At 40.7% G+C, this 18,615-nt stretch carries 17 protein-coding genes and 1 tRNA gene; 7 read left to right on the forward strand and 11 right to left on the reverse strand.

Going from position 1 to position 18,615, the window contains the following annotated elements; all coding sequences use genetic code 11:
- Positions 1–385: 385 nt before the first annotated feature.
- Both K7B07_RS26130 and K7B07_RS26135 read right to left on the reverse strand, forming a co-directional pair.
- Positions 386–1,168, reverse strand: a complete 783-nt coding sequence (locus K7B07_RS26130) for a DedA family protein (RefSeq protein WP_223713498.1) — start codon at positions 1,166–1,168, stop codon at positions 386–388.
- Positions 1,169–1,188: 20 nt separating this feature from the next.
- A complete protein-coding gene (locus tag K7B07_RS26135) occupies positions 1,189–2,658 on the reverse strand; it encodes a dicarboxylate/amino acid:cation symporter (protein ID WP_223713499.1) in 1,470 nt (489 codons plus the stop codon).
- 177 nt (positions 2,659–2,835) lie between these two features.
- Here K7B07_RS26135 and K7B07_RS26140 point away from each other — a divergent pair, with 177 nt between their 5' ends.
- The 4 genes from K7B07_RS26140 to K7B07_RS26155 all read left to right on the forward strand — a co-directional run bounded on the left by K7B07_RS26140 (position 2,836) and on the right by K7B07_RS26155 (position 6,002).
- Positions 2,836–4,581, forward strand: a complete 1,746-nt coding sequence (locus K7B07_RS26140) for an amino acid permease (protein WP_223713500.1) — start codon at positions 2,836–2,838, stop codon at positions 4,579–4,581.
- Between the two features lie 176 nt (positions 4,582–4,757).
- Positions 4,758–5,480 carry a YebC/PmpR family DNA-binding transcriptional regulator gene (locus tag K7B07_RS26145; protein ID WP_223713501.1) on the forward strand — a complete coding sequence of 241 codons (723 nt, stop codon included), beginning with the start codon at positions 4,758–4,760 and terminating at the stop codon, positions 5,478–5,480.
- A 15-nt stretch (positions 5,481–5,495) separates the two neighbouring features.
- Positions 5,496–5,825, forward strand: coding sequence for a bacillithiol system redox-active protein YtxJ (gene ytxJ / locus K7B07_RS26150; RefSeq protein ID WP_223713502.1), 330 nt, complete (start codon positions 5,496–5,498; stop codon positions 5,823–5,825).
- Positions 5,826–5,928: 103 nt separating this feature from the next.
- Positions 5,929–6,002: transfer RNA gene (locus K7B07_RS26155), tRNA-Met, on the forward strand.
- Positions 6,003–7,140: 1,138 nt separating this feature from the next.
- Here K7B07_RS26155 and K7B07_RS26160 read toward each other — a convergent pair.
- From K7B07_RS26160 to K7B07_RS26170, 3 genes are all read right to left on the reverse strand, one after another.
- A complete protein-coding gene (locus K7B07_RS26160; RefSeq protein WP_276225298.1) occupies positions 7,141–7,308 on the reverse strand; it encodes an ATP-binding protein in 168 nt (55 codons plus the stop codon).
- Positions 7,309–7,651: 343 nt separating this feature from the next.
- Entirely contained in the window at positions 7,652–8,299 is a 648-nt protein-coding gene (locus tag K7B07_RS26165; protein WP_223713503.1) for an ankyrin repeat domain-containing protein, read from the reverse strand.
- Positions 8,300–8,308: 9 nt separating this feature from the next.
- Positions 8,309–8,995 carry an FISUMP domain-containing protein gene (locus K7B07_RS26170; protein ID WP_223713504.1) on the reverse strand — a complete coding sequence of 229 codons (687 nt, stop codon included), beginning with the start codon at positions 8,993–8,995 and terminating at the stop codon, positions 8,309–8,311.
- A 203-nt stretch (positions 8,996–9,198) separates the two neighbouring features.
- Here K7B07_RS26170 and K7B07_RS26175 point away from each other — a divergent pair, with 203 nt between their 5' ends.
- From K7B07_RS26175 to K7B07_RS26185, 3 genes are all read left to right on the forward strand, one after another.
- Positions 9,199–9,486: a hypothetical protein gene (locus K7B07_RS26175; protein WP_223713505.1), complete on the forward strand. Its 288-nt coding sequence runs from the start codon at positions 9,199–9,201 to the stop codon at positions 9,484–9,486.
- Between the two features lie 304 nt (positions 9,487–9,790).
- The gene (locus K7B07_RS26180; RefSeq protein WP_223713506.1) at positions 9,791–10,177 is read left to right on the forward strand and encodes a hypothetical protein; all 387 of its coding nucleotides are present in this window, start codon (positions 9,791–9,793) and stop codon (positions 10,175–10,177) included.
- Between the two features lie 179 nt (positions 10,178–10,356).
- Positions 10,357–10,575: a hypothetical protein gene (locus K7B07_RS26185; protein WP_223713507.1), complete on the forward strand. Its 219-nt coding sequence runs from the start codon at positions 10,357–10,359 to the stop codon at positions 10,573–10,575.
- A 353-nt stretch (positions 10,576–10,928) separates the two neighbouring features.
- On the opposite strand, the gene K7B07_RS26190 is transcribed toward K7B07_RS26185, so the two are convergent.
- The 6 genes from K7B07_RS26190 to K7B07_RS26215 all read right to left on the reverse strand — a co-directional run bounded on the left by K7B07_RS26190 (position 10,929) and on the right by K7B07_RS26215 (position 18,613).
- A complete protein-coding gene (locus K7B07_RS26190) occupies positions 10,929–11,669 on the reverse strand; it encodes a tetratricopeptide repeat protein (protein ID WP_223713508.1) in 741 nt (246 codons plus the stop codon).
- Positions 11,670–12,141: 472 nt separating this feature from the next.
- Positions 12,142–12,645: a hypothetical protein gene (locus K7B07_RS26195; RefSeq protein ID WP_223713509.1), complete on the reverse strand. Its 504-nt coding sequence runs from the start codon at positions 12,643–12,645 to the stop codon at positions 12,142–12,144.
- Positions 12,646–12,764: 119 nt separating this feature from the next.
- Complete coding sequence (locus K7B07_RS26200) at positions 12,765–13,202, reverse strand: GNAT family N-acetyltransferase (protein WP_223713510.1); 438 nt, start codon at positions 13,200–13,202, stop codon at positions 12,765–12,767.
- Between the two features lie 324 nt (positions 13,203–13,526).
- A complete protein-coding gene (locus tag K7B07_RS26205; RefSeq protein ID WP_223713511.1) occupies positions 13,527–15,929 on the reverse strand; it encodes a TonB-dependent receptor in 2,403 nt (800 codons plus the stop codon).
- Positions 15,930–16,378: 449 nt separating this feature from the next.
- Entirely contained in the window at positions 16,379–17,047 is a 669-nt protein-coding gene (locus tag K7B07_RS26210) for a response regulator transcription factor (protein ID WP_223713512.1), read from the reverse strand.
- Between the two features lie 279 nt (positions 17,048–17,326).
- Entirely contained in the window at positions 17,327–18,613 is a 1,287-nt protein-coding gene (locus tag K7B07_RS26215; protein WP_223713513.1) for a sensor histidine kinase, read from the reverse strand.
- Positions 18,614–18,615: the final 2 nt, after the last annotated feature.

An 18,615-nucleotide genomic window follows, 5' to 3' on the forward strand; every position in this document is an offset into this window, starting at 1 on the left:
AAGACCTTAATGGTTCTCCAACCACTTCCCTGCAGATCCCGAACCACGGCATTTAGCAACAGTAGGAAGTTAAGGGATATAAAGTACATCTTAATTATTCTTAAAGACCTTAATGGTTCTCCAATCATTCCCCTGCAGATCCCGAACCACGGCATTTAACAACAGTAGGAAGTTAAGGGATATAAAAGTACATCTTAATTATTCTTAAGACCTTAATGGTTCTCCAATCACTCCCTTGCAAGTCCCGAACCACGGCATTTAGCAACGTTAAGAAGTTAAGGGATATAAACGATTCCGTAATAGTTCGCCGGCAACTTTCCTGCGGCAGCAGCATTCATAAAAAAAGCCCGTTCTTAACGGGCTGTAAATTTATTGGCGATCCGGATCATTCTGCATTACCGGCTGCCGCATCAATCGCTTTTTTTGCGGCGTCTGCTGCTTCTTTCTCCTTTGCTTTTTTCTTGCCGCTTGCCAGCTTAATGATAACCGGTGCCGTTGTTATCACTACAATCCCCAGTACAATATATTCCAGGTGCTGTTTCAGGTCGAACTGGAAAGCACTCATCAGCCATTTCTGAAGGAAGTGCCCCGCAAACAACATGGAAAATACCCAGGCCACGCAACCCACAATATTATAAAAGGTAAACTTGGCTTTGTTCATCCCTACGATACCCGCGATGATCGGGGCAAAGGTCCGGATAAACGGCAGGAAACGTGCCACGATGATGGCACCGCCACCATGTTTCTCATAAAAATCATGCGCCTGTTCCAGGTAGCGGCGTTTAAAAAAGAAATTCTCCTTCCAGTGATACATGGCCGGCCCTACTTTACGGCCCGTCCAGTAACCCACCATATTTCCCAGGATCCCGCAAAGCGCGATCAGCGCCCAGAGCACGATCAGGTCTACCCATTCATTTTGTATATGTCCTAAATTAAAATGTTTTAAAAACTGATAGGTCAGGCCGGGCTCGGCGGTAGCACCCTCTCCTATTTTATGGGCATAAATACCCGCAATAAATAACAGGGTGTCACCAGGCAGGAAAAATCCGGCAAAAAGACCGGTTTCGGCAAAAACAACAAAAAGTATCAGCCACAGGCCGCCATTCTCAATATACCACTGCGGTTGCAACAAATCCGTCCAGCTGAAGCTGGTTAAAAGTTCGATCATTTCTTTGGTTTAAATATTCTCTACTCCTCTACAAAATTCCGTGCTTTTTGTTCATCAAATTCACCTTCCCATCTTGCGATCACGCAACTTGCCAGCGTATTTCCCAAAACATTAACAGATGTACGCGCCATATCCATCAGCTCATCGATCCCGTAGATCGCCATGATGGGCCATAACGGTAATTTAAATGTATGAGCGGTAGCCACAAGTATCACCAGTGATGCCCGCGGAACTGCCGCTACTCCCTTGCTGCTCAGCATTAAAGAAAGACCTATCAGCAATTGTTCTCCAAATGAAAGCGGGATACCTGCTGCCTGTGCTACAAACACCGAGGCCAGTGAGAGGTACAAGGTGGTCCCGTCCAGGTTAAAGGTATAACCTGTGGGGATCACAAACGAAACTATTTTTTGAGGTACTCCGAATTTTTCCATGTTTTCCAATGCTTTAGGCAATGCGGAATCGGAGCTTGTTGTGGCAAATGCGATGGAAACCGGTTCCCTCACGGCCTTGATAAACTGCCGCACGGGAACCTTGGCAATAAACAGGGCAATGGGAAGTAATATGAACAGGATAAATGCGAACAATGCCAGGTATAAGGTGATCAGCAGCATGCCCAGGTTCTTCAGGATATCAATGCCCAAATGTCCTACAGTGACGGCGATTGCAGCACCTACACCAAAAGGAGCAAAATGCATAATAATATTAGTGAACTTGAACATGGTCTCTGAAAGGCTTTCCGTAAAATCCACCAAAGGTTTCTTTCGCCTCTCTGACAACATTGCCAATGAAATACCAAATACCACACTAAATAAAACTATAGGTAATACATTGCCTTCATAAATGGATTTGATGATGTTTTCCGGGAAAATATCCACAATATGATCCTGCCATGTTTTTTCGGAGGGATCCGGCAGGCGGTCGATCAGCCTGGAAGGTATATTTATCCCTGCGCTGTCCATAATGGTTATCACTTTTTCCTGCAATACTTTTTCCTGCGAGTGGGGCAGCTCATGCAATAAAGAAGGGGGAATCTTAATACCTTTTCCGGCATGCGTGATATTGATAAAAACCAGCCCGATGATCAGTGCAAAAGTGGTAACTATCTCAAAATAAAGTATAGATTTCCATCCCATCCGGCCCACCTGCTTCAGGTTGCTGTGACTGGCGATACCTACTACCAGTGTTGAGAACAGCAGCGGAGCCACGATGGTTTTGATCAGCCGGAGAAAGATGGTGCTCAGAAATTTGAGGTTCTGTGAAAATGCCGGGAAATCCACCCCGATCTCAATACCGATGGCCATGGCCACAAAGATCCAGGTAGTGAGTGATCTCTTATACCAGCCGAATAAAACAAGTGCCGCAATAACGATCCAGCGCGAGCAAAAAAGTACCTGCCCGGGGATGGGGGTCCACTCTTCATGGATTAGGTGTAAAGCAGCAGCAACCGTAAAAAGTATAATAGAAATAAACCCGGCTTTTCTTTTGTTCATAGTCGAGTGGTTATTCGCCAAAACTAGGGGTTTAGCCCGAAAAAAGGCATTCCCGATTTCAATAAATTTAAAAAAAATGCAACAAGTTTTCTCCGGGAACCGTATTATTGCTTACTTTTCACAACAATATCGCTTTTGTTTAAAAAAAATTAAACTACTCATTAAAGAATCTATTCTATGGGATTATTTGTAAAAAAACCCTTAAACGTATTGTTAGCCGAAACGGAAGATCATGACAAGAGTCTGAAAAAGACCCTTGGCGCCTGGGGGTTAGTCGCCCTGGGAATTGGTGCCATTATTGGTGCTGGTCTTTTTTCAATTACGGGGGGCGCTGCGGCAAATAATGCCGGACCAGCGATTACGATCTCTTTTATAATAGCAGCGCTTGGTTGTGCGTTTGCCGGATTATGCTATGCAGAGTTTGCCAGCATGATACCCGTGGCCGGTAGTGCCTATACTTATAGTTATGCCACAATGGGTGAATTTATTGCCTGGATCATCGGCTGGGATCTGGTGCTGGAATATGCGGTGGGTGCCGCCACCGTATCTATCAGCTGGAGCCGATACCTGCACAAATTCCTGGAAGGATTTAATATCAATTTACCGGAATCGCTGATGGCCGGTCCCTGGGACGGAGGCATGATCAATCTGCCGGCTGTTCTTGTAGTGGTGCTGATGAGTTTGCTTTTAATAAGAGGGACCAAAGAAAGTGCTACCGTTAACGGGGTCATTGTGGCACTGAAAGTAGCCGTGGTATTAATATTTATCGTATTGGGATGGGGCTATATCAACTATTCCAATTATGACCCCTACATTCCCCAGAACGAAGGCAATGGCGTCTTTGGTTTTTCGGGTATCATGCGCGCGGCGGGTATCGTATTTTTTGCCTACATCGGTTTTGATGCCGTAAGTACTGCCGCACAGGAAGCCAAGAACCCGGGCAAGGATATGCCCAAAGGCATCTTAATCTCTCTGCTCATCTGTACCTTATTATATATACTGTTTGCACATGTAATGACAGGGGTTACCTCCTACAAATCCTTCCAGGGAAAGGATGGCATCGCCCCTGTAGCGGTGGCTATTGAACATATGGGCAAGCAGGACGCCAGCGGCGTTTATCACGCGGATTATCCCTGGCTCAACCGGGCCATCATCATAGCCATCCTTGGCGGCTATATGTCGGTGATACTGGTGATGCTGATGGGTCAGAGCCGCGTATTCTACAGTATGAGCCGCGATGGCCTGGTGCCAAAAGTGTTCAGCTCGGTGCATCCCAAATACCGGACACCGGCCAAGAACAATCTGGTGTTTATGTTGCTGGTAAGTATTTTTGCAGCTTTTATCCCGGCAAGAATCGTAGGTGAGATGACAAGTATCGGAACCCTCTTTGCATTTATACTGGTATGTATCGGTATCATGGTAATGCGCAAACAGATACCGGATGCGCCAAGGGCCTTCCGCACCCCCCTGGTTCCGCTGGTACCCATCCTGGGGGTCATTACCTGTCTGTATATGATGATCGCCCTCCCCCCCGATACCTGGATCCGGTTATTTGTATGGATGATTATCGGGTTTGACATTTACCTTACTTATGGAGCAGCCAAAAGTAAACTGGGCAACGGCACCTTTAAACGGCAGGGAATGGGCATCGCCATTATTTCGGCAATCGTCCTTTGTTTATTGCTGTTTGTTTCTGCATGGTGGCATCATTATGATCTCCAGCAGCAACTGGCCATCGCTACTGAAAAACTGGCTACCGCAAAGGCTCAGGCCCTGCCCACCATCGCAGAGCTGGAGACAAAGGCCGCCGAAATCAGTGATACCGTTCAAAACGATTACCTGGTAGAGATCGCCAATGTACTGGGGGCCATCCACCTGATCTTCTTTACAGGCCTGTATTTTGTTCGAAAGAGGAAGGCCTGAACTATGTAATAACCGGAAGCCGCAGATTGCGGCTTCTTTTTTGTTATCCCGGTGCCAGGTTGCGGACGGCCGGTCATTCTTTATGGTAAAAAATCGCGGCACAGCCGATATCTGCCGCACTTATTACTGTATAAAGCTTAAATTTGCGCCTTACAATAATCGTATTATAATTTTATATGGGAAGGATATTTGAAGTTCGTAAAGCAAGCATGTTTGCCCGGTACGACCGGATGGCAAAACAATTCACACGTATCGGCAAGGAGATCGCCATTGCGGTAAAGGCCGGTGGCCCGGACCCCAACACCAATGCTGCTTTGCGCCGCTGTATGCAAAACGCCAAGAGTGTGAACATGCCCAAAGACCGCGTGGAAGCCGCCATTAAAAGGGCCCAGGGCAAGGAAATGGAGAACTACGACGAAATCCTTTATGAAGGATACGGTCCGCATGGTGTAGCGATCCTGGTGGAAACCGCAACCGACAATCATGTACGCACAGTAGCAAATGTAAAATCGCATTTTAACAAAGGCGGTGGCACGCTGGGCAATAGCGGCAGTGTGGCGTTCCAGTTCAATAAAATGGGCGTGTTTAAATTAAACCCCGAAGGATTGAACGCTGAGGACCTTGAACTGGAACTCATTGATGCAGGCCTGGAAGAGTTAGGAGAAAGTACGGATGAGAATGATAAAGAGGTTCTTGTGATCCGTGTGGCCTTTACCGATTTTGGCAATATGCAGAAGGCGCTGGAAGAAAAACACATTACGCCCATCAGTGCTGAAGTAGAATGGATCCCCTCCACAACGGTTCCGGTAACCGATGAGCAGGCTGAAGAAGTGAGCAAGCTGATCGAGCGCCTGGAACAGGATGAGGACGTACAGAAAGTGTTCCATAATATGCAATAGTCAGAACAAAGCAACATGAACTGGATTCCCCTGGAAAAAGAAGAGCAGCTGGAAGCGATCGACCGGGCCTCCGAAAGCCGGCCGCAACTGATTTTTAAACACAGCACCCGGTGTTCCATCAGCAGTGTTATAAAAAGCCGGCTGAATAAGGGCAGTCTACCGGAAGATATCGATTTTTACTACCTGGATCTGATCAGCTACCGTCCCATATCCAATGCGATAGCAGAACGTTACGGGATCCGCCACGAATCGCCCCAGGTATTGCTGATCAAAAACGGAAAATGCGTTTATAATGAAAGTCATAGCGCGGTTTATATGGAAGATATCCTGGATGCCGCCGGGTAATTTTTTTCTGAAAAATCCGAAATTGTTTTCCTAATTCCATTCAGAATGGCTATTTTTGCGGCCCGGTAATCGATTTGAGATTTCGAAATTCGTGATTCCGTATGGCGGGGTAGCTCAGGTGGTTAGAGCGTTGGATTCATAACCCAAAGGTCTCGGGTTCAACTCCCGATCCCGCTACAAATTTTTCCTAGGTGGGGAAATCTCACAGAAAATTAAACGGCAATTCCTTATAGAATTGCCGTTTTTAATGACTCCGCTCTTTCTACCACTTTTCAAAAAACTTATAAAAGCTCTCCGAATTGGCCAATTTATTCACCATAACATTCCAATTACCAGACGCTGGCGCGGCAATGTGTTATGGCGTCTAGATGCCTAAACCGCATTCGTAGCAAAGCAGTTATAGACGAACGCAATTCTAATATTTTTCAAAATTGGCCGCCGTACATCCATCAAGATATTCGCAACGTGGACAGAGTCCTACCTGTTCATCATATTCAACCTGAGAATATAGGTAGCTAGCTTTACAATGTTTACAGTATAATACTTCTTCCCTATGTCCACAAAGCAAACATAACTCGGCTTCTACATCAAAGAACAAAAAAATTCATAGGAACATCCGACAGTTCATTACCTTGATTCACAGTGAATACCCGGCAGCTACTTTAGAGAAAATATCTTCCTTGTTGTTTATCCTCCAGATTACTATCAGAAAAAATTTAATAATCACCATAAAATCCTATCTTGGTAAGAACCAGTTACCGGGTGCGTATTTTAAAGCCGATTGGGCCTTGTCGAACTTCATGGCAAATCAACGAAGCGGTATTTAAAACTCATGAAAAAAGGTTGGCATGCAAACTAGTTTCTAATAACGAGATTGAACGACTAATATTCAACTAAGAGTTGTTTTCAATAAAACAGCTCTGGAATAGGCTGATTTAAGACCGCCGATACCAAAACGCTTCACGTAAAGAATCTTTTTGAAGTACAGATCTCCGATTGCTTACTATGGGGCCAACATTAGTAAATGCAGGTCTAGCAGCATCTATTCATCCCGGTACAGCAACTGTCTTGGAAAAATCTGCAGGAATGCTGTTTTTGTTTCCTTCCGCAATATTCCATAGGCCGTTTAAGGAAATAATCATTCTTCCAGTATCTTCCTTGCGTGCGCCGATTAAATTGACCATGTGATGCCGGAGCAAATTGACCACCTTTTTTGCTGGCGAAGATTTTTCAGTTCATGCATATTGAGATGGTTCAAAAAATGATTTATTTTTTATTTCATTGGAGCTCTTTTTGAGCATTTATTGTTACAATTTTAGGAGATAATTTCATCTGTAGGTTTTCTTCTTTTTCTTAGTGACTCTCCTTTGAGCTCCAAGCGATGCGCGTGGTGTACAACCCTGTCGATTATAGCATCGGCTATTGCCTGTTCTCCAATAATATCATACCACTTGTTTACCGGAACCTGGGACGTGATTATCAAAGCGCTTTTGCCATGACGGTCTTCTATTATACTTCACAATGGATAAAAAAGTGATAATAAAAATAGAAGCAAGAGTGTCAATTTTGTAGTGACAAAACGAGCAGGGCTTGCTGCTGTGCTGGTATTTTATAATGTCCAGCCCGGAACCGCTGCTGATTGAAAAACTAATGATGAAGATAACAACAAATGCTGAATAGAATTCGGTCAGCCCGATAATAGCTGATAGTAGCACAACAGACTATTGTTATTCCGTCAGCCAGCATAGCAGCAAACCGAATGTTGTATGATGTTTTTTGTACGTCTTATTTGGTTGTAAATTGATGAAGTTGTCTGTAGTAACAGATTAATGAATACTAGATATTCCTTCATAAACTAACAAGCGTAATATATCTGCGTCTCTCAAATACCAGCTCCCCCACGAAATAGGTGTATCACCATTTGCGTCTTTCATGGAAGGGTCAGCACCAGCCTCCAACAACATTTTTACAATAGATACATTTCCAAATGCCGCAGCTCTATGTAACGGTGATTCTCCCTTAAGGTAAGCGTCACGCATAAAGCAAAGGGTCGGTTTACCTGCTGTAGTTTTTTTAGTAACATCTGTACCCGCGGCTATTAAAATCTTTACGATTTCTGTTCTTTCACCCATTTCACTTGTCTTGCTAATTGTATAATGCAAGGCATTTTCTTCTGTATCTTTAAAAGAAAAATTAGCATCCTCACCTTTATTTAATAACCATTTAACTGAATCTACTTTGCCATTATAGGCTGCGTTACAAAGCAGGTTAGCATTTTCAAATGATATTTTTGCTCCTAAATTGTAAAATAAATCCAGCGCTTTTGTATTACCATCCCAGGCAGCAGAAAATGCAGCAAAATTTCCCGATGCGTTAATGTAATTAATATTTGCTCCTTTCAAAACCAATTCTTCAACAGTGGTTAAATTGCCATTTAAAGCCGCTTCTAACATTTTACTATCCAGATTTTCCATTGCTGATATTTATTTTAATGTACCAATACTCTTGATGCAACGGACAGCGTTTGCGTCTTTTTTTTCACCTCCATATTGGTGGTAAAGAGACTGGGAGTTCTTTCCAAAGTTTGAATACCAAGCCCTAAGGCTATCATTTTCTGTTGCCGTCCAATAAAACCCATGAGCCTCTATGCGACGATATCCGCCGTCAGTGTCTCGACCTCCACCTAATACAGCATTGAATCCGGAATTCCCTGAAATCATCAATGCACTGTATGCCTTCTTTCGGTTTTCAATCGAATCTGCCGTGAAACCACCATATAATACAGCCAATTTCTGCCATTCATCATTAGTAGGAAGCCGCCATCCTTCACCTAACAGGGCACATCCATTTTGGGCTGCTTCCCACGTATATAAACGTCCATAGCGTTCACAATTACTATCTGCATTACCGTAGCAATAAGAACCAGGGATATTTAGTTTCAAGTTGGTTGTCATCCAGTGATTATTATCTAACATTTTTCTTATGTAATATTTGTTGCCATCTCTGTCCACCAACAGGCTGTCTTGCAGTCCACCAATATCTGATTTAAGTAAATGTTTTGGCTTGGTTGTACTACAAGAGCCAGCAATCATTACAAGGATTAATAGTATAACAGAACACGGTATTATTGTTATGGAATAAAGTGATTGGATTGTTATTTTCTTATTCATTGTATCATGTTTAGTTTACTAACTGGTACACTCGCTTTAAAATATCATACAACGACAAAATATGCACACCGTTTCTTTACAAGTCATCGAAGCCGAGCTTGATAAACTAAGTTACGAACGTTTTGCCTATCCTCATTCGATGATACAAAAAAGAATTTTTGTAGTATATCTCAAAGCCGCCTTTCAATATAGGAATTAGATGATTGAGCTTATTTTTAGGACTTCATTACAATGTTGTATCACATTGGATAGAAGTGTATAAAGCAAAAGGCTTTGACGGCTTGTTAAGTAATAATTATGGCACCGACACAAGCGAGTTGGCGAGCCATGGCCAAAGTATTTTCTCCTCTTTTGCTTCTCAGCCGCCAATGAGTGCAACGGAAGCTGCTAAAGAGGGGAAAATACATTTGCTATTTTGTGATGCAGCACACTTTGTTTTACAACCCTTTCTTTGTTTTCTGTGGACAGTTATTCGTGTTCGGCTGGATTGATACCAAAACAAATTAAAGGAGAGGTATTCTGCTTCATTTGACAGACAGCCGGTACTTCTGCTCCCTGCCGATTTTAGGAAAACGAGGAAGAGATAAAATTATTTATTAAATTCGGCAACAACTGTGGACATTTCAATAAATCAACCGTATCAATCATCGTCATTTTGACAGTCCGGTAATTCACAGAACTTCAGAAAGTCTTCAATAATTTGGTTCGTTAATTTTCCCGGATCAGCTACAAGACGGGAATTTTCATCTAAGAAATGAGAATTCCCGTTTTTATTTTCGGTTTTAAAATATACCAATGAAATTAAAGCTAACAATAACACTATTGTTTCTATTGAATGTTGCAGGCGCACAAACAATTGCATTCTTTGGAGAAGCCGTTTGCAAAACAAAGCTCAGGACCCTGTACTACAGGTTCGACGATGAAAAATTTACAGCGCAGCAGTCTATTCCCATTCAAATGAGCGCCGAATACCGTAGCAGGTTCACCAATTCCTACCGGGTAAATTTTGACGAGAAAACACTCCGGCAACACAACTACTTGTATTTCTCCGACACAACAGCCATCTCCGAAGACAGTGCTTTGGTGCGGCAAAACCGGATAAACCTTACTGAACTATTTATCACATTAAATACACTTTCATCCAACTCCTCTAACGTTAATATAAATAAGATCTCTTATTAAACGATAATTTTGACAAAACAACCTCCTTTCCGCGTACACCTGCGGCTGAAGAAACAAAATACATAGGAACATGTACGGTCCCTTCAAACTCCCCGAGAGGAGGAACGACTGAAATAACACTGGATCGTTCAAAAATCTATCATGCCAGGCACTCAGAAGAATCACCTATTAATTTTCTGATGAATGAAGAAATAGGCTACTGGGATTTAGGAAAATACCATGCGAACCCGAACATGGATGCGCTTAAGATACGATACATATACAGGTTTAACAGACGTATCGGGAACAAAATGTTGCCCGCTGATGCCGGCGGATCCTATGATATAATTATCAAAGGAGACCGCTTGCTATATCCAACAGGTTCAGAGGCGCTGAATGAGCTTAAACGAAAAAAGTAATGCGTGGGTTTATAATAACTGAACTAATACACCACTTAAAACTATTAATGCTAATCCCATGGGGCTTTTCTCCATAACATCAAACTTAGTAGTCGATCCGTAATTTTAAATAACGCATACTAATTTGACAGTTAGAAACTTCAAAAAATCTTCAGCAATTAGACTCTTTAATTTTACGGTTTCGGCTACAATTAAGAGTAGCTTCCAAAATTGCACAGGGTTGGTTAATTTCGATCAGTCCTTTTTTCTAAATGCACGGAAACCGGGTCTCTATTTTTTAGATTCGTTATTCTGTACTATCTGAAAGTGCAGGGCTGAAAAAAAGCAAATCCGCATTCCGGAAGCCAGGCGCTTCATTGAGATTTGTATTCAATTGTTGAAGTGTTTTCTGCTATTTCTTTTATTTTTTTAGCATCAGCTGCGACCAGCTCTTTCTTGCCTAACTGCTCATATATTTTTTTTCTTGCTTTATAGGCATCCACATTGTACGGATCCAATTCAATGGCTTTTGAGTAATCATTGATAGCCGAGTCGTACTGTTTCAAGGTATAGTAGAAAGCAGCACGGTTATTATATGAGTAAGGCAAATTTGGATTAAGCTCAATAATTTTCGTCAAATCGTGGATGGCTGAATCATATTGTTTCAATTCAGAATAAGCTATAATACGATGAACGATCGCCTCTTCGAATCTTGGATTAAAGTCAATAGCTTTCGTGAAATCGCTTATTGCAGAATCGTATTTCTTTAATTCTAAATATACTTTCCCCCGATCTTTAATAGCTTCATTATTTTTGGGATTAAGTTCCAGTGCTTTTTCCAGATTCAGTAAAGCATTATTAAAATCTGATAGAAAAAAATACGCTAAACCTAAATTGTGATAGGCTGAATCCGTCGGATTAAGTTTTACACTTTGCGTTAAATATACAACGGCAGAATCCAGATCGCCCATATTCATAATATGTTCAGATCCCTGTCTATAAAGTTCTTTTGCTTTTTTAAGATTGTTTCCCAAATTATTTTGACTGTGCGCAACAGGTATAACAATTGCAAAACTGATTATCAATAAAATCCTGACTGGTGTTTTTAATTTCATTACACAAATCTAAACAAATTGAACAACCAGATGCATTTTTTCTAAAAATCCCGTTCCTGATATTTTAATCGCTCTCCCAATGGGAGTAAGCTCACATTATAACACTCTTCAGGAATATCTTGCTGTCGCCGGTCGGCAGATCGGAACCTGTGCTTGTGGGTATTTTTTTATACCTTGTGTACAAATATTTTAAGACAGTGAGATAATAACACTTCGTTAGTGGCAAGCACTGAAAAACAGCCAGACAAAATGAAGACCGAAGCCGATGGAGAGTCTGGCGCTGATGTTTGGCAAACGATCTAAAAGAAATAGTACATATGAAAAGAAGTCTCTCGTTGTTGAAGAAAGGAAAATCGAAACGGCCATTTGAAAATGGCAAGGATCTATCAGGAACTAATAAAAAAAGAGTCCAGTTAGTCAGTATGTTATTTATCGAAATTCATTAAAGTAATTCACAACAGATACCCTGTTATTATTTCTTCTTTGCAGATACTGTTTTTCCCGTTTTTGGAATCTTCCCAGACCTTTTCTTTTCCGACACTGATTTTACAATGGTCTGTCCCTTTATCAGTTGTCCCGGGCTCGTTACTTTAGATAATGCATTAGCATAGGCATCGTTTACCAGTTTTTTTATATATGCCTTTGGAAATGTCTTTTTATCTGTTACTAAAATATACCGGTACTGATTTCCCTGACCTAAAAGCCGTTTTTCGGGATCGGCTATTTCATTACCCCAATAGAAACCAAAATGAACGTTATTACTGGAACGTCCTACCGCAATTGAACAAATAGTATGACCCAGCTTATCCGTAGGTGACCAGCCCAATGCCACTGCATTGTAATTATCATAAATTAATTCATTGGCTTGCGGGCACAAATCCCATGCAAACGCTCTAAGCCATATAACTATATCAGTTACTTCATCACTAAACGGCTTTAAAAATTCTAAAAGGTATTTTGCATCTTCTTTACTCATCCTTGCAATTTTAAAGAGTCCTTTACTTTAAGAAGGTCTTTTAAATATTTTCTGAGTCACAGCGATCAGTTCTTCCATTCGCCGGGTATAATAAAGTTATATCAAAATACTGAACAAAATCACAATTCATAGGTAAAGTCGTTAAAAGCCTCCCCTGATTTAATTCCACCTGTCGAACGGAATAGTGCTTGCCCTTCTATATTGTCAATTGCTGTGCCCAGCCAAAGTTCTGTTACACCATCACTTTTTAAGTACCTCAGCAGCGTTTCAATTAAAAGCCTTCCGGCGCCTTTTTTTCTGTGTGTTTCCAGGACTTCAATGTCATATAAATAGGCTAAATAACCTGGCGCGTATATAGAAGGAAATCTGTAAGCGAGTGCATATCCAATAACTATATCATTCAGTATAGCGGCCAAAAGATATGTCCGGTCATCTTTCAGTACCGTTTCTATGTGGCGAACATCCACCTTTTCACCGGGGAAATCAATCAGATGTTTAATCATGAAATTGATAATTTCACCGTCGTCTTTTTGAACTTTTATTACCTTTAATGTCATTAGCGGCACCATATATGTAATGTTTTATCAACGTATTAAATATTTTCAAAGTTACATTTTCATATTTTTTTAGATGATCTGCTCACTGAAATAATATCTTGCCATCTGTGTCTTATTTTTTTGCACAACAGCGTCCCGAACAATTATATGAGCAGCGTGATCTTTTTAAATTGCGCACCCAGTTTAATAAAATCAAGGCTGGTTTCCCTGACGACAAAAAACTGTTCTACCAGGCAGTGATTGATAATACATTCAATCGTTGTAAGCTTCTAATGAACGTTCCTTACTGTCGGATCAAATAGCACCTTTTACAATTTCTGTTGGTTAAAACTTATAACTATATCCAATCCTGATAACTTGCGTCTCGTAGTAGTCATCGCTTGTATAGTTAAACCCCATTCCCTGGATCTGCCGTCTAATAACCATAGTATTTAGCAAATCGGTTGCATTAAAAAACACTTCCCCATTACCCTTTTGAACTGCCTTTTTTAAACCGGCATCGATCGAAAACCTTGAAAGTATCCTCCCCTGCGGAATAATATCCGGAGCTAAATAAACAGCGGTCAGCTGTGCATTCCATCCTTTTGAAAACTTAAATGTATTATTTAACTTCACATTCCCGGAGATTGCAGTTTGCTCATCTGCCGAAAAAGTGTTAGGCCGGGGATATAAATTCTCCACAGTAAAAGCATTGATTTGATTTCTGTAGATATTACCGTTCAGATTAAATGAGTATACATTGGTGATGTTTTGAGACCAGACGGCCTCAATCCCGGTGTTGTAGCTTTTGCCGGCATTTTGGAATATAGCATATATTAACGTACTTCCCGGAACGACACTTGAGATTCTTGTTATCGTACCTTCGGCGAACCGATGATAGAGCGCAGTATATAAATAATTATTGTTCCAATTATGTTTATATCCTAACTCGATAGCGTTTGTAAATTGAGGACGTAAAGCGGGGTTTCCGACTTTAATAATTTCAGCGTCATCATATTTTGGAAAAATACGGATATCTACCTCATTGGGTCGGTCCACCCTACGGTTATAGAATACAGAGAACTTATTGTTATCATCCAGCTTGTAGGCAAGCCTTAAGTTTGGAAAAGGCTGTGTGTAATTATAACCATCGCTTTTGTAAGTGCTGTGGTCAGGATTCACATCATACTGGATTTTTACATGTTCCACGCGTAAACCCAGTTCGGCCTCCCACTTTTCATTTTCAAATATATAATTACCATATAACGCAGGTATCAGCTCTTTGTAAGTTGCCCAGCCTCCTGCACTTGTATCCAAAACAGAATTGGCACCCGGAATAAAATTCATATTCGTGGGAATGCTTCTGTTACGAAGTTTAATACCGGTTTCAATACGACCGTACTTTAGAGGCTTAATATAATCAATGTTAAAGTCATACACCTGCTCATCTGATAACAGTTTAAAGGCATCAGTACCCCTGGATTCCGGCAGGTAATTATCATAAAAGTATTTTTCATCCTCTCGGTGAAATGTATAGTTGAAGCCCGCATTTAACAAATGACCGGCGTCTTTAAATTTATGCTGGTAAGCAGCGGTCGCCATTGCCGTTGTCTTCAGCTCATCTTCTAAAAATTGCCATAATCTTGACCGCGATGACAGATCTCCATTGAAAAAGGGTTGATCCCCCCGATCAATGATCTTCTCGCTGCCATACATTCCAGAAAGTGTCAATGTGTTTTGATCATCGATTGTCCAGTCCACACCGGCTTTTGTTGTAAGAAAATTGGTATTCCGGTTTCTTTTTAACTGAGATTTGATGATGGCACCATCATCATAGATACGTGTTACAAATTCATTTTTGTTCAGTGTATGTGTATAGAGATTGTCCGCCTGTAAAAAAATATTTATCTTGTCTTTTCTATAATTAAGAGACAGCGAGGGATTTATTTTGGGAGTGAACGTATATTGCGGCCTTATCGTTGACAGGTTCTCGTTTCTTACCCAAAGGGCGCCAAAGCCGGTGGAAAGGCCTGCTTTTCCATTGATACCATTTTGTTTATTTTTCTTCATAACAATGTTAATAATTCCTGCATTGCCATTTGCATCATATTTAGAAGAAGGATTATTAATAATCTCTATCTTATCTATCGCTGATGCTGGAATATTATCCAATCCAGTTTGGCTGCCAAATCCGGTTAGTGCGGTCTGCTTTCCATCTATCAGCACCGTAACCTTATCGTTTCCTCTTAATTGCACCTTACCATCCTGAACAGTGATGCCCGGAAGATTTTGCATAGACTGTAAAACGGAACCACCACTCTGACTGATATTATCTGCCACCGAATATGTCTTCTTATCCAGTTTGTTGCCAATGCCTCCTGATTGCGCTGTTACGGTAACACCTTCCAAAGCTGTAACTTTCTGTTCCAACTCAACTACAGGAACGTCCAGGAATTCGGAAAGGCTGCCAATAAATAGTGGTTGTTCTATAGTTTCGAAACCCGCAAATGACATTTCTAAAATATAGTTGCCGGGCTTTATATTCTCAATTGAAAACCGGCCCTCATCATTTGTTACGGTCCCGGAAACAAAAGATGAATCTTTTGAATCTTTTATCACGACATTTACATAGGGCATCGAAGATTTATCTGTTTTATTCTTTACGGCGCCAGAGATGGTTACTGCATTCACCTGAGCAAAAGTCGATTCAGAAAACATCATCGATAGAAAGAAAAAGAACGTTCGCATTTTGTTTATCTTTTAACTTATTTTTAAATACAATCCCACGGCAAGAAAACTGCGCTGTGTACATCACAGGCCCATTTAGTCCCTGATACAATTGAACAGACATACGTATGGCCTTTTACTAAAAACTGTAAACATGCAATCGGGATATTCCGATTTAATCTAACGTTTATCAGCCTGCTTCTTTATTGCCCCCCTTCGCCAAGTACTTTTATAGTGAAGCATTGTCTTTAACTTGAACACAATGGCTGATACTATAAATTTTGTGGATAACATTAAAATTGTACCCCCTTATATAATCCAGGATCTTTGAGCTCTTATAAAAACAAAACTGCAAATCGATTTAGAAGAAAATTTGAATTGGGGAAAAATCTATTCCCACTACAAACACAACTTTTAGTTTGGTAGCAGGATAAAATAGTTCCTAACACAACCACTTAAATGTTAAGATTTCATTCCGACAACTTATATCCCATAGCATAAATGGCTTTAATATGCTTCCCCATAAATTGCAGCTTCTTTTTCAGGTTTTTAATATGTGTGTACAAAACATCAAAGTTATATAGATAGATAGCTGATTGACCGGAAAGGTATTCTGCAATTTCCTCTTTAGAAACGATCCTGTCTTTGTTGAGGGCTAAGAAAAGTAAAATCTTGTATTCCGTTCTTGTCAGACTCACCTCCTGGTCTCCCACTGTTGCGGACCTTGTTAAGGCACTTAATTTTAAATCTTTAAATACTATCGCGTCGTCTCCGTCCATATAACGTCGCCTGATGATCGCTCCTATCCTTGCACTTAATTCCGCCAAATGAAATGGTTTGGTAAGATAGTCGTCCGCCCCAAGCTTGAGTGAAGTTATTTTATCTTCCAAAGAATTTCTTTCCGAAACTATAATAACGCCGACCCTTTTTTTTTGTTTCCGCATCTGTTTTAGAAACGTCAATCCAGCACCATTGGGAAAGTCTATATCGAGTAAAATGCAATCATAATTGGAATCTTCGATCATATGCCAGCTGTCAGAAATATCACAGGCGACTTCGCATCTATAGTTTTCGCAGCCCAAATACTCATATATACTTTTAGCAAGTTGCTGATCTTTTTCAATAACTAATACTTTCATACAATCATGATCTTTCTCAACGCCAAATTTTAATCTTAATTTTGAAGAAATTTAGAATTTATACACAATCATAGTTTTCACCTCACTATTATTCTGAAAAAAGCTCCGCTTCTAATTAGTCGCATGCCATTCTAATCCTTTACACATTACTATATTTTACAAAGGCAGATAATGTACTCTCAGTAAAATTCTGAACAAGTATTCCTACCTGAAATCCCCCTATTATAAAACGAATCATAACACATGCATGGCCCCTGCTTCAATGCAGGCCACTACAATCTAAAAATCCACCCGAAAAACATGGTGTTCCTTTTCGAAACTATAGTGAACAGACCATTTTTGAAACGTACAGATCTCTTTGACAATTGCCAGCCCCAAACCACTACCACTGCTGCCTGTGGATAGTTTTGAAAATCGTTGAAACAATAACTCCCTGCTTAATGGCCCGGCACCTGAATTCCGAACTTCAAAACCGATGTTTTCAAGAATAATGGAAATGGATCCGCCCGATGGAGTATGACGGATCGCGTTCAGCAGCAAATTATTGATGAGCGTTTCCGTCAAACCACTATTTCCACTAACTTCTACCTGCAGCAGCTCGTTCATAGCTACAGAAATATTCTTCTGCTGAAAATGTTCTTCCAGTACCCCCACACTCTGTTGCACTAAAATATCAAACCGAACGAGCTCCGAATTATCAAATTGACTATTTCCTATTTTAGCCAGCAGCAAAAGATTTCTATTAATTCGGGAACTACGGGTAAGCGCAGTATGCATTTCTTCAACAATTTGATACTGTGTGTCCGTCAAATCTTTATCCTGCAGTAAATTATCCAATTTGTTTCTCAGAATTGCTAATGGTGTTTGCATTTCATGAGATGCATTTTCTGTAAATTCCTTTTGTATTCTAAATACAGAAATGTTTTGTTTGATTAATCTGCGCATGGACTCGGTTAGTTCTTCAAATTCCGTGATATCGGAGCTGGCAAAATCAATTTCTTTCTGATTATTGAGGTTAAACGTTTTTAATTTTTCCAGGTTTTCTCTGAATGGCTTCCAAACAACAGAAGAAAGCCTTCTATTTAGTACCAATAAACCAACCACGATAACAAGGAAGAAAAAGATGGTGGTTGCAGCAATTACCGCTATCGTCTCCTGGGATTCTTCGATATTTGTTTCCGCTGTAAAGCGATACGGCTTTTCATTCAGATAAATAACAGTTGAAAGGCATCTGAATCTGTCAATATTGCGCCCCGCTTCGTAAAATTTTTGTTTATCGACAGTATAAACGCTATCTTTTAATTGATCGCCATATTTTACAGGTTCGATATCTGTTCCAGGCTGAACGCTGTTCCAAAGTGCTATGCTATTCTGTAACTGGTCATCAGACAGCTTTAGCCGGTTTACTCCGTACGCCGTTTTATCTGCTATGATCCTGTTATGCTCATCCAACTCGCTTTTCCAAATGGTATCGATCGCAAAAAAATAAACCGGTATACTTATCACAAATACGATAAGGACATAAGTTAAAAATGGTCTTGTGATGCTGTTTAATAGAGGTTTCATAA

The sequence above is a fragment of the Niabella beijingensis genome, from assembly GCF_020034665.1.
Taxonomy (GTDB): domain Bacteria; phylum Bacteroidota; class Bacteroidia; order Chitinophagales; family Chitinophagaceae; genus Niabella; species Niabella beijingensis.